Source organism: Geomonas subterranea (assembly GCF_019063845.1).
Taxonomy (GTDB): Bacteria; Desulfobacterota; Desulfuromonadia; order Geobacterales; family Geobacteraceae; genus Geomonas; species Geomonas subterranea.
In genome coordinates this window covers 2,330,180-2,342,116 of sequence record NZ_CP077683.1, presented here as the reverse complement: position 1 = coordinate 2,342,116, position 11,937 = coordinate 2,330,180, and the positions used below count along the sequence as shown (strand labels likewise).

The following is an 11,937-nucleotide window of genomic DNA, read 5'->3' as shown; positions in this document are numbered from 1 at the left end:
CCGTGCGATGCGGCGGTGCAGTTTCCCTGGTTGAGCCCGGAAGAAGTGCGGGCCAGACGTGAAAAGCAAAATGGGTCGTTATCGCATAACAGGTGAGGTGTAGCGCATGGCGATCACACAGCGTGACAGGCTCATTTCCATACGCACCTCACTGGGTGAAGATGCCCTTCTCTTGACGGATCTAACGGGAGAGGAGGGGATCTCCCGCAGTTTCAACTTCGAGCTGTCTTTGCTGTCTGAACGTCACGCGATTCCGCTCGAAGCCCTGCCGGGCAGCAACGCAACGGTCTCCATAACCTTGGCCAACGGCAACAATAGGTACCTGAACGGGATCATTTCAAGCTTCTCCCAAGGCAGATCGAGCGGCGAGGACGGAGAAGATCGCGGCTTCTCCTTTTACAGGTGCACCCTGGTTTCCTGGTTCTGGACCCTCAGCAAGTGCGCCGACATAAGGATATTTCAGAACCGCTCAACCCCGGAGATCGTGGAGCAGGTATTCGACAGCCTTGGTTTTACCTGGTACCGCTTCGATTTGCGGGGGAGCTACGACAAAAGAGAGTTCTGCGTCCAGTACCGCGAAACCACCTTCAACTTCGTCTCCCGGCTTCTTGAGGAAGAAGGGCTCTTCTATTTCTTCCGGCATGAAGACGGCAAACACACCATGATCATCGCTGATTCCCCGGACGCAAACCTCCCGTGCCCGTTTCAGCAGGACGCTTCATCGCGCCCCAACGCAACGGGCACCAGGAACCAGGACGTCATTACCTCTCTGGAAGTCACGCGATACATGCATCCCGCGAAATACTCCCTGGACGACTACAACTTCACCATTCCCAACACCAGCTTGAAATCGGAGGCTCCCGGTGCAGCCCGGGCACAGGCGGCAAAATGCGACATCTACGACGCCCCCGGATGCTATGGTAACAAGGCGACTGGTGATCGACTGGCAAAGATCCGCATGGAGGAAGAAGAAACCTTCGCAACGGTCCTGATTGGCAGTAGCGACTGCCGTGCCTTTGCCAGTGGCTACCGTTTCCAACTCAGGGATCATTGCAGCCCCGGTCTCGACGGAAAGGAGTTCCTCCTGGTGTCGGTAAAGCATGAGGCGATGGAAGGCTACGCTGCCGACTGCATATCCAGTTACCGGAACAGCTTTGAGTGCATCCCTCATCTGACACCGTACCATCCGTCACGTTTGACGCCAAAGCCCGTGGTCCAGGGGGCGCAAACCGCTGTCATCGTCGGGCCTCCCGGAGAGGAGATATGGACCGACCGGCATGGCCGGGTGAAGGTCCACTTCCACTGGGACCGTGCGGGGAAACGGGACGACAGCTGTTCGTGCTGGATCAGGGTGAGCCACCCTTGGGCCGGAAGCGGCTGGGGCGCCTTCTTCGTGCCGCGGGTGGGGCAGGAGGTCGTGGTGGAATTCCTGGAAGGCGATCCGGACCGGCCCATCATCATCGGCCAACTCTATAACGGCATGAATCTGCCGCCGTACCAGTTGCCCGAGCAAAAGACCAGAAGTTGTATCAAGTCGTGTTCGACGCCGGAGAGACGAGGGCACAACGAACTGCGCTTTGAGGACAAAAAAGGAGAAGAGCATCTGTACCTTCACGCGGAACGGGAGCAGGTGAATCTGGTAAAGGTGGATTCACTGGAGTGGGTGGGACAGGACCGCCACTTGGTTGTGAACCGGGACCGGCTGGAGAAGGTGTCCCGCGATCAGCACCTGCTGGTCATGGGAGATCTGCACCAGAAGGTTGGTGGCGACCTTTCCCTGTCGGTGGGTGCCGACGTCCACGTGAAGGTGGCAACAAAGTACGCCCTGCAGTCAGGGGAGGATATACACATTCAGGCGGCCAAAAGCGTGGTGTTGGAGTCTTTAACCCAGGTGTCGCTGAGGGTGGGCGGTAACTTCATCACGGTGAGTCCTGCGGGAGTTACCATAGTCGGCAATATCCTGACCAGCGGGGCGCCGCCGGCCTCTTGCCCTGGCGCATCGCCGGAGCAGCCGAAACCGCCAAAAGAAGCAGGATAACCCGGACTTCAGGTTTTATGACCCATCGGTCCTCAGAAAATACCTCCCCGGATGCACAGACGAGGAGGCTGCAGAGTTTTTCGGACCGGTACAGTGGATAGTTGCAGAGGAAAATGCCCCGGGAACGGCAAGAAAGTTTTTCCTTACCGACGCCGCATCGCGTGATGACAGAAGGAGCATCGCCTGGGGCTATCAGAGGATTGGGGAGGTGTCATGGAAATCAGAACTGAGCCAATGAACGACGTGGCGCGGGCCGCGTTCTTGGAGCGACTGGATGCCGCTTTGATGCGGGACTTGACCGATTACCACAAGATCGAGCGCGACCAGCGCTGACAATTCCTTGCCGGCGCCACCGAACTCGCAGAGAGCAAGGGGTTCAAGTCGGAGCAGGGGATAGCCTCGTACCTCCTGGCCCTGTGGTATCTCGACATCGACTTCGAGGACAAGAGCCCGGAACTGGAGTCGCTGCTGACTTCCTCGCTGCCTGAGGTGCGTCGCATTCATGGTATGAACCAATGGGTTGAGGCCCTCTTGGGCGAACCTGACAACGTCGCCGCTGCGGATGACGCTCTGAAAAGGGCGCTGCAGCTCACTGAGTCTTGGGGCAACTGACATAAAAGGCCCACGCCTCGGCCTCTGGCGGTAGCAGAGGTCGGCGCGACTTTCATAACGGGAATCCCGCCTTCACCCTCGCTGTATCCATCCATCCCGCTCCCAAAAAACTTCCGCAAAATTTAGCTGTTGACATAAGGCAGTATCTTCTTTATAAAACTGATAACAGTTTTCATTATCGCTGTAGTGGTCATTTGAAAAGATTCAGTCAGTGCGGGTAACGTGATGTGAATCAGGCGGGATCCATTGTCAGGAGCTGTGGAGGGGATATGAGCAGTGCTGTTGGAATCAAAGAGGAATTGTCAGCGGCAAACGGTGCCGGTGCGCCCGGGTCGACCCTGTCGAGGGCCGCGTGGCAGGATTTCGCGGGGCTTTACCCGACCGATAAGGAATGTCTCGCCTCCTTCCTCGCGCTGGAACTTGCCGAGGTACTGCAGGGCGCCAAGCCGGCAAACCTCGTCTGCCTTGCCAACAAGCGCCGTTCCTGCGGTCGCAACCTCTACCTCCTCTGGAAAGAGTATGGTGCAGCGCTCCTCGAAGAGAGCGGGCTCAAGGTGCGGGTTCTCGACGACCGCGGCTCTTCCATTTTGCTCCTGCTCTACTCGCACGAGGCACTGGGCGGTTTGCTCGCCCAGAAAAGCGTGCGCATCATCCTGGGCAAGGCCGGCTATGGCAGTGTCCACGACTTCGACGCGGTCCTGGACGAACTGGAAACGCGTGTGACGGGGGAGGGGTTCCCGCACGAGATCGGCGTGTTCCTCGGCTACCCGCTCAAGGACGTGATCGGTTTCATGGGGTGGGCGCCGCTAGCCTTCACCTGCCAGGGGCCTTGGAAGATATTCGGCAAGCCGGAGCAGAGCCTGCGGCTTGCCCAATGCCACCGCGAGTGCCGCAGCCGGATGTCGCATCGCCTCGCTTCCGGATGCAACCCGGTGGAGTGCTTGAGAACCCGCATCGGCACTGTTGCCGATGCGTACCAGCAGCAAGCCCCCCTTTTTTTGGCAGTGTCGTGAAAGTGAATATCAAAGCCGGGGCGTCGGCGCCTCGAAGGAGGGCATTATGTGCATAGCTCTGATCGGCGGCATGGACCGCTTGGGAAAACACTACCTGGAGGAGGCCGAACGCGCCGGTGTGAAGCTGCAGTTTTTCAGCACCTCCGAAAACAACATCGCCGCCAAGCTGAAAAAAGCCGACGCGATGGTGATCTTCACCAACAAGGTGTCGCACCGCGTGAAGATCGAGGCGATGCAGGTGGCGAAGGCCAACAACATCCCGGTGCTGATGGAACATGCCTGCGGCGTATGCACCTTCAGGAACTGCCTTGAGTGCCTCGCCCGCAACTGTCACTAGGGCGCATGCTGCAAATTCGGCTTCATATTGGACCGCATCTGTGTTAGGTGTAGCCCTGTTCTACATCAAGCCGATGTGCCAGGATCTGCATGACCGATGTGACTGACAGGACTTCCCGCGGGCTGGCGGTGATGGGTGCGCTTTTGGTCCCCTTCACCGTCCTCTGCGTTTTCTACATCGACATACCGGTTGCCGCTTTCGTCAGGGATTACCTCTACGCCAACCGGCATTGGGGCGCGGTAACGTCCGAGCTCCCCGACCTTTTGCTTTCCGTGGTCATCGTCTCCACGGCCGGTTCCTGTGTGCTGTACCTGTTCCGTTCCGGCAGGGGCATCCTGGACCGTGCCACGCTGCTGGCCAAAGAGGTTCTCCTGCTGGCGCCGGCGTCCTACCTCGTCAAGGCGCTGTTGAAAATTGCCTTTGGTCGCTCCAATACCCGCTATTGGCTGCGTGCACCGGGCGACTACGGCTTCCATTGGTTCCAGATGAAGGAACACTGCGAAGGTTTCCCTTCGGGACACATGCTGGTCATCGTCGCGCTTCTTGCGGCGCTCTGGCGCTTCTACCCCGAAACCCGCTCCATCGGCATCGTTACCTCCGTTCTGCTCGGCGTCGCCCTGGTCGCCACCAACTACCATTTTTTCAGCGACGTGGTCGTCGGCGCCTATCTCGCCCTTCTGCTCGAGGTGATGGTTTCACGCCTCATTTTTTGCAGGCGCGGCGCCTCTTCCGACTGAACGGCTGCCACGTGCGGCCGCGTCCGGCGTGGCTTTGCTTCCGGTTTTTTCCCTTGCATCGCAGGCCGAAATCCCTTATATTTCAACAGCACATCGAAGATAGCAGGAACGCTTAAACCAACGATACGTAGCAGATGAGCGGTGGGGTGCCACCGCGATCAGATAACGCATGGAAAGGGTTTAGCCGCCGACGGTTAAGCCCTTTTTGTTTGAGCATAAAAAGGTCAGGGAGGCCCAATGGAAAGAAGAGCTTTAACTGCAGGAGACATGGTCGATTCGCAATGCACGCGTTGCAAGGCACTGTTGAACCACACCATCGTGGCGATGGTGGCGGGTCAGGTGGTGCGGGTAAAATGCAACACCTGCGGCAGCGAGCACAACCATCGTCCTGCGAAAGAACCTAAGGCCGCCACCGTTAAGGGAGCAAAGGCTGAAAAAGCGGTGAAGGCGCCGCGCACCAGGGCGGCTAAGGCACCCGCGATATCCGACGAGGCGATCTGGGAGGAGATGATTCAGCCTCTGGACCCGGACCTCGCCATTCCGTACAGCATGGAAGGGAAGTTCAAGACCAACACGCTGATCAGCCATCCCACCTTCGGGACGGGGGTCGTGGCGTCGTGTCAGGCGGGTAAGGTGGAGGTCGTCTTCAAGACCGGCCGCAAGCTTTTGAGGAGCGCCTGCTAACAGCATCAGAGAGTACGTGAAATAAGAAGGGGCTGCCTGTTTCCACATCGGCAGCCCCTTTTTTGTACAAAAAAGCAAACCATTGGCCACGGAGAACATCTGAGGAAATCTGAGAACGTCAAAAAACTCTTCTTTGCTTTTCTCCGAAGTTCTCAGACTTTCTCCGTGGCCAATGTTTTGATTATTTCTTGACCCTGAATCCGGCCCTCTCCCACCCGGACAGGTCGTTGGCCGGCTTTTGTTCCTTCGCCTTCGGCTGTCCTTTCGGCGTCGCGTTCTTCTGCGCCTGCTCCGGCGCGGCCTGCTTGATGGAGAGGGAGATGCGCTTGGTCTGCGGGTCAGCCGAGAGGACCTTCACCTTCACGATCTCGCCGACCTTCACCGCCTCGTTGGGATCCTTGCAGTAGCGGTGCGACAACTGGCTTACGTGCACGAGTCCGTCCTGGTGCACGCCGATGTCGACGAACGCGCCGAAGGCCGCCACGTTGGTGACCACCCCCTGCAGGATCATTCCCTCCTTCAGGTCGGCTATGGTCACCACGTCGTCACGGAAGGCGGCGGTCTGGAACTGCTCGCGCGGGTCGCGCCCGGGCTTCTTCAACTCGGCCAGGATGTCCCTAAGCGTCGGGAGACCGATGCTGCCGGTGACGTAGCGCTCCAGCTTGATCCCCGCGGAAAGGGCGGGATCGGTGGCGAGCTGGGCCACGGTGACGCCGAGATCGGCAGCCATCCGCTCGACCACCGCGTAGTTCTCGGGGTGCACCGCCGTGTTGTCCAAGGGGTTCTCTCCGCCGCGGATGCGCAGAAAGCCCGCCGCCTGCTCGAACGCCTTCGGGCCGAAGCGGGGCACCTTCAGGAGCGCCTGCCTGGTCGGGAAGGCGCCGTTCTCGTCGCGGAATTTCACGATGGCGCGCCCCTGGCTCTCGGAGAGACCCGCCACGTAGGAGAGAAGCGCCCAGGAGGCGCTGTTCAGGTCGACGCCGACGTAGTTGACGCAGGATTCCACCACCGCGTCCAGCGCCTTCTTCAAAAGGGACTGGTTCACGTCATGCTGGTACTGACCGACGCCGATGCTCTTCGGGTCGATCTTCACCAGCTCCGCCAGCGGGTCCTGAAGCCTGCGACCGATGGAGATGGCACCGCGGATGGTGAGGTCCAACTCCGGGAACTCCTCGCGGGCGATCTCCGAGGCCGAGTAGATCGAGGCACCCGCCTCGTTCACCATCACCGTTTCGGCCTTGACGCCGGCCGAACGGAGCGCTTCGCGCACGAACACCTCGGTTTCGCGACCGCCGGTGCCGTTGCCTATGGCGATCAGGCGCAGGTCGTGACGCTCCACGAGACGCACCAGCTCGGCTCCGGCGCTTTCCGCTTTCGGCCCGCCGGTGTGCGGGTAGATGGTCGACTGCTCCAGGAAACGTCCGGTCTCGCTGATGGCGGCGAGCTTGCATCCGGTCCTCAGCCCCGGGTCGACCCCCAGCACGCGCCTGCCGCCCGCGGGGGGGAGGAGCAGCAGGTTTCGCAGGTTCTGCGCGAACACCGCGATGGCGGCCTCGTCGGCCTTCGTTTTCGCCTCCAGCCTCAGCTCCACCTCGATGGAGGGAGCGATGAGCCGCTTGTAGGCATCGAGGGCGACGGCGGCCAGCACTTCCTTGAAGATGCTTTCCCGCTTGATCAGCCCGCCCCTAAGCCGCGCCACGATCTCCTCTTCCGGCGCCAGCAGGGTGAGGCGCAGCACCTCCTCCTTCTCCCCCCGCCTCATCGCCAGCATGCGGTGCGACGGTATCGTTTTGAGAGGCTCCTGGTAGTCGTAATACATCTTGAACTTGCCTTCGCGATCCGCCCCCTCGCTTAGAAGCTGCGACGCGAAGATCCCCTCGGCGCGGGTGAAGTCGCGCACCATGGCGCGCCGGTCGGCGTCTTCGGAGAGCTGCTCGGCCAGGATATGCGAGGCCCCTTCCAGGGCGGCAGCCGCGTCGGGAACTCCCAGTTCCTCATTGATAAACGGAGCCGCGGCGTCAGCCGCCGAGCCTGCAGTCAACTCCTGCGCCAGTACCAGTTGGGCCAGCGGTTCTAGGCCGCGTTCCCGAGCGATGGTCGCCTTGGTGCGGCGCTTGGGCTTGTAGGGAAGGTAGAGGTCTTCGAGCTCGGTCTTCTTGCGGGTGGTCGCGATGCGCGCGGAAAGTTCCGGCGTCAGTTTTCCCTGCTCTTCGATACTTTTCAGCACCGTTGCCTTGCGATCGGCCAGTTCACGGTGGTAGTTGAGCAGGTCCTCGATCTGGCGGATCTGCACCTCGTCCAGCTCTCCGGTCTGCTCCTTCCGGTAGCGCGCGATGAAGGGGACGGTGCCCCCCTCGTTCAAAAGCGCAACGGTTGCGAGCACTCCGCCGCGCGGAAGCCCGCTTTCTTCGACAACTATTTCCAGTAACTGCGGTGCGTCTGTAGCGTGCATGTTTAAAAGATCTCCTCAAAAAAAACCGGTTACCGGCAATCTTTCGCTACCTTGTCGCTTCCCCCTTTGCATAAAGGGGAGTGGGGACAACCAAAAGCAAATCCCCCTACGTCCCCCTCTGCCAAACGAGGACCTTTACCGGGGGAAGATACTGACCGGCAAAAAAAGAGGTACTTCTTACACTCTTTGGGCGCCGGGGGCAAGAACTTTCCCGCCTGCCGCCTAGGCGAGGAACCCCTGTTTCTCGTACCCGGCAAGCTTTCTGTACAGGGTGGCGATGCCGATGTTCAGCTCCGCCGCCGTGCGCGCCTTGTTGTTCCCCGTGGCCCGCAATGCCGCCAGGATGTACTCCCGTTCCACCTCTTCCAGCGGGCGCACCGTTTCCACGATGCCCGGTCTTGGCAGCGCCGACCTTAACTCTTCCGGCAGATCCTCGAGGTCGGCGCGGCTGTCCAGGCAAAGCGCCACGGCGTGCTCCACCGCGTTCTGCAACTCCCGCACGTTGCCGGGCCAGGTGTAGCGCAGCAGCTGGTCGGCCGCCTTGGGCGTGAAACCGGTGACCTTGCGCCCGGCGCGCTTGGAAGCCTGCTCCAGGAAGATGCGCGCCAGGGGGAGGATGTCCTCGTTTCTTTCCCTCAGCGGAGGGACCCGTACCTCGATCACCCTGAGCCGGTAGTAGAGGTCGCGCCGGAAGTTCCCCTTGCTCACCTCGTCGGAGAGGTTCCTGTTGGTGGCGGCGACCACCCTGATGTCGACCTGCCGCGACTTGTTTTCCCCGACCCGTCTCACCTCCCGCTCCTGCAGCACGCGTAGCAGCTTCACCTGCATGGACTGGGACACCTCCCCGATCTCGTCCAGGAACAGGGTGCCGCCGTTCGCCGCCTCGATGAGTCCCATCTTGTCCCGGTCCGCCCCGGTGAAGGCTCCCTTGGCGTGGCCGAAGAGTTCGCTCTCCAGGAGGGTCTCGGTGAGGGCGCCGCAGTTCACCGCCACGAAGGGACGCCCCGCGCGGGCGGATTCCTCGTGGATCAGCCGGGCGATGCGCTCCTTGCCCGCGCCGCTCTCGCCGGTCACGATCACCGAGGAGTCGACGCGCGCGATGCGCCGGGTCAGCTCCACCACCTGCCGCATCGCCCCCGAACGTGCGGTGATGCAGCCGAATTCCTCCCCCCCCGCGCTGAGGCAGGACATCTGGCGCCGCTGCTTCTTCAGGCGCTCCTCGGTATCACGCAGCGCTTTCGCCAGGTTCTGGAACACCTCGTCGCCGCTCTCGGATTCGAAGTAGGGAAGATACGGCTCGAGGGCCTCGCCCCACTGTTCCCTCGTTCTTCCCTCGACGTGGCAGACCGCGTCCCCCTTGCCGCAGCAGCGGTCCTCGATGAAGTACACCTTTTCGCCCCTCCAGTACGAGACGTAACCGCTGGCGAAGCCGGTCAGGGTCCAGCAGACCGAATCCTCGGAAAGGCCCAGGTGCAAAAGGTGCTGCTCGACCTCGTAGGAGTCGTACCAGAAGGACTGCACCAGCGGCTGGTCGTCGCTGCCGTCGCTGCGCTTGTTTTCCTCGACCCGGACCATCCCCTGCAGCATGTGCAGCTTGGGGCCGGTCCAGCTGTCGGCGAAGAGGTCGGGGAATTCCAGCTTCAGGCTTTCCGCCGTCATCCTGCCATGGGCGTAGCCGAACCTGGTCAGGATGCTGCGCGCGGCGGCCATTCCCAGCGAGTTGATCAGCTCTTTGCGCAAAAGCCCCAGGGCGACGGCATCGAAGATGATGGCCCTGCGCCCCATGAAGAACATGGTCCCTCCGTCGGGACGGAAGGAAAGTAGTTCCCGTAAATCCAGATCCGCCGATTGCATACCCGCCTCCTAGCCTGCCTACCAGAATAATAAAGCACCATATCATAATGATAGGCATTTTCCACACTGTATACGGGTCTTTTCCGCAAGTTGTCAATATTTCATTCTTTTTATCATGGCACGCTCGCTGCTATTCCCACATCAAAAGCAGGTTATTTGGCAACTGTCGACGGAACGGGGCCGGCTCTCGCAGCCTTGGCCTCCATGATTACCGGCCGACAACACGAATGGGAGGTTCAACGTGGGGAAGAAATTTTTCGTATCGCTAACGCTGCTGGCCGCACTGGGAGCGGGGATGTTCCTGCCGCAGCGCGAGGCCCTGGCGGCGACTATCAAGGGGAAGCACGGCTCCGAGGGGCTCGGCTGTGCCGACTGCCACAAGACCGATAAACCGGCTGCTGCCGCGGGCGTCGAGGCCTGCCTCGACTGTCACGGCGGCTACGACAAGATGGCGGAGCGCACCAAGGGGATGCACAACAACCCGCACGACTCCCACCTGGGGAGGATGGCGTGCCTCAAGTGTCACCGGGTGCACGCCCCTTCTGAATACCTGTGCCTGGAGTGCCACAGCGACTTCGAATTCAAGGACAAGTAGCTCGAACTGTTCAGGACGCGGCGACCCCGCGTCTCACCAACCCCTGAGGGGAAATCACAGAGGAGGAATCGATGAGGAGAGTTCGAGGTATGGCGGTGGTGTTCGTCGCCCTTTTCGCCTTCGCCGCTCCGGCGATGGCAGAGAAGGAGATGAAGACCGACGTAGTGGTGGTGGGCGCCGGCACTTCCGGCCTGGCGGCCGCGGTACAGGCGCTGCAGCAGGGCGCCAAGGTAGTGGTGCTCGAGAAGCAGGCCAAGGTCGGCGGCACCGGCAGCTTCTGCGAAGGGGTCTTCGCAGCCGAGAGCAAGCAGCAAAAGCGCATCGGCATCGACGTCAGCAAGGATTTCGCCTTCAAGTTGATCATGAACTACAGCCACTGGAAGGCCAACGGCGCCCTGGCCAAGAACTTCGTGGACAAGTCCGCCGAGACCATCGACTGGCTCGACGACCTGGGCGTGAAGATCGAGTACGTCGGCGTCGGCGGCTTCGGCGGCCCGCTCACCTGGCACGTCATCGCCCCGGGGCCGGACTACCCGGACAAGAACCCCAGGGACTTCCACTGCCAGAGGATGATCAACGTCTTCGAGAAGTACGTGCAGGATCACGGCGGCAAGATCCTCCTGGAGACCCCGGGGACCGACCTGATCACCGAGAACGGCAAGGTGGTCGGCGTGGTGGCCAAGGAGAAGTCCGGCGAACAGCTGAAGATCAGGGCCAAGGCCGTGATCATCGCCACCGGCGGCTTCGCCAACAACAAGGAGATGATGAAGAAGTACGTCGAGTACCCGGAGGTGATCCCGGTCGGCAACATCGGCAAGGACGGCGACGGCATCAGGATGGCCGAGAAGGCCGGCGCGCAGCTTGAGGGGATGGGGACCGTCGAGGCGTACCGCCCGGGCCTCCCCGGCTTCCACCCGGCCGACCAGATGATCGCCCTCGCGGTGCAGCCCTACTTCTGGGTCACCCCGCGCGGCGAGCGCTACGTCGACGAGTCCAGCGTCGAGTTCTGGCCCTACGCCGGCAACGCCATCACCAGGATCGGCGGCACCGCCTACTCCATCTTCGACGAGTCCACCAGGAAGCTGGCGGTCGAGAAAGGGATCGAGATGCCGCTGGGTGAGTGGGTGCTGCAGGGGACCAAGCTCGCCAAGTTCGACGAATCTTTCAACAAGGAACTCGTCAGGAAGCGCGGCTTCGCCTTCAAGGCCGATTCCATCGAGGACCTGGCCAAGCAGCTCAACATGGATCCCAAGATCCTGAAGGCGAGCGTGGAGACCATGAACAAGTCCGCGGCCGTGCGCGAGGACAGCCAGTTCAACAAGCGGTCCAAGTACCTCCGTCCCATCGCCACCGGCCCCTTCTACGCGGTCAAGCTCCTGCCGCGTCACCTGGGGACCCTTGGCGGCGTGAAGATCTCCGGCAACACCGAGGCGCTCAACGCCAAGGGAGAACCGATCCCGGGTCTCTACGCGGTCGGCACCGACTCCGGCGGCATGTACGGCGACAGCTACGATCTGCTCCTGGGAGGGGGAACCGCGGGCTACGCCATCAACTCCGGTCGCATCGCCGCGGAGAACGCGCTCAAGTACGCCGGCATGAACAAGTAGCTTCTTAC

9 protein-coding genes are annotated in these 11,937 nt (G+C 61.2%); 7 read left to right on the top strand and 2 right to left on the bottom strand.

Annotation, left to right across the window (positions count from 1 at the left end):
• The first annotated feature begins 106 nt into the window (after positions 1-106).
• The 5 genes from KP001_RS10120 (at position 107) to KP001_RS10095 (ending at position 5,421) form a co-directional block, all read left to right on the top strand.
• Positions 107-2,038 carry a type VI secretion system Vgr family protein gene (locus tag KP001_RS10120; RefSeq protein WP_217289384.1) on the top strand — a complete coding sequence of 644 codons (1,932 nt, stop codon included), beginning with the start codon at positions 107-109 and terminating at the stop codon, positions 2,036-2,038.
• Positions 2,039-2,919: 881 nt separating this feature from the next.
• Positions 2,920-3,663, top strand: coding sequence for a DUF3793 family protein (locus tag KP001_RS10110; protein ID WP_217289383.1), 744 nt, complete (start codon positions 2,920-2,922; stop codon positions 3,661-3,663).
• A gap of 46 nt (positions 3,664-3,709) precedes the next feature.
• On the top strand, positions 3,710-4,000 hold the full coding sequence (locus KP001_RS10105; RefSeq protein ID WP_217289382.1) for a DUF2325 domain-containing protein: 291 nt from the start codon (positions 3,710-3,712) through the stop codon (positions 3,998-4,000).
• Between the two features lie 89 nt (positions 4,001-4,089).
• Complete coding sequence (locus KP001_RS10100) at positions 4,090-4,737, top strand: phosphatase PAP2 family protein (RefSeq protein ID WP_217289381.1); 648 nt, start codon at positions 4,090-4,092, stop codon at positions 4,735-4,737.
• A 237-nt stretch (positions 4,738-4,974) separates the two neighbouring features.
• On the top strand, positions 4,975-5,421 hold the full coding sequence (locus KP001_RS10095) for a hypothetical protein (protein WP_217289380.1): 447 nt from the start codon (positions 4,975-4,977) through the stop codon (positions 5,419-5,421).
• A gap of 181 nt (positions 5,422-5,602) precedes the next feature.
• Here the strand turns inward: KP001_RS10095 and KP001_RS10090 are convergent, their stop codons facing one another.
• Positions 5,603-7,873, bottom strand: a complete 2,271-nt coding sequence (locus tag KP001_RS10090) for a Tex family protein (protein WP_217289379.1) — start codon at positions 7,871-7,873, stop codon at positions 5,603-5,605.
• Positions 7,874-8,095: 222 nt separating this feature from the next.
• Entirely contained in the window at positions 8,096-9,727 is a 1,632-nt protein-coding gene (locus tag KP001_RS10085; RefSeq protein ID WP_217289378.1) for a sigma-54-dependent Fis family transcriptional regulator, read from the bottom strand.
• Between the two features lie 241 nt (positions 9,728-9,968).
• Here KP001_RS10085 and KP001_RS10080 point away from each other — a divergent pair, with 241 nt between their 5' ends.
• Positions 9,969-10,322, top strand: coding sequence for a cytochrome c3 family protein (locus KP001_RS10080; RefSeq protein WP_217289377.1), 354 nt, complete (start codon positions 9,969-9,971; stop codon positions 10,320-10,322).
• A 71-nt stretch (positions 10,323-10,393) separates the two neighbouring features.
• Positions 10,394-11,929 (top strand): FAD-dependent oxidoreductase, encoded by a 1,536-nt coding sequence (locus KP001_RS10075; RefSeq protein ID WP_217289376.1) that lies wholly within the window; start codon positions 10,394-10,396, stop codon positions 11,927-11,929.
• Positions 11,930-11,937 lie beyond the last annotated feature (8 nt).

Excerpts from the sequence above, each read along its gene's own strand:
- KP001_RS10090 (WP_217289379.1), bottom strand. The coding sequence starts at position 7,873 with ATGCACGCTACAGACGCACCGCAGTTACTGGAAATAGTTGTCGAAGAA.
- KP001_RS10120 (WP_217289384.1), top strand. The coding sequence starts at position 107 with ATGGCGATCACACAGCGTGACAGGCTCATTTCCATACGCACCTCACTG.
- KP001_RS10100 (WP_217289381.1), top strand. The coding sequence starts at position 4,090 with ATGACCGATGTGACTGACAGGACTTCCCGCGGGCTGGCGGTGATGGGT.
- KP001_RS10075 (WP_217289376.1), top strand. The coding sequence starts at position 10,394 with ATGAGGAGAGTTCGAGGTATGGCGGTGGTGTTCGTCGCCCTTTTCGCC.
- KP001_RS10095 (WP_217289380.1), top strand. The coding sequence starts at position 4,975 with ATGGAAAGAAGAGCTTTAACTGCAGGAGACATGGTCGATTCGCAATGC.
- KP001_RS10110 (WP_217289383.1), top strand. The coding sequence starts at position 2,920 with ATGAGCAGTGCTGTTGGAATCAAAGAGGAATTGTCAGCGGCAAACGGT.
- KP001_RS10085 (WP_217289378.1), bottom strand. The coding sequence starts at position 9,727 with ATGCAATCGGCGGATCTGGATTTACGGGAACTACTTTCCTTCCGTCCC.
- KP001_RS10105 (WP_217289382.1), top strand. The coding sequence starts at position 3,710 with ATGTGCATAGCTCTGATCGGCGGCATGGACCGCTTGGGAAAACACTAC.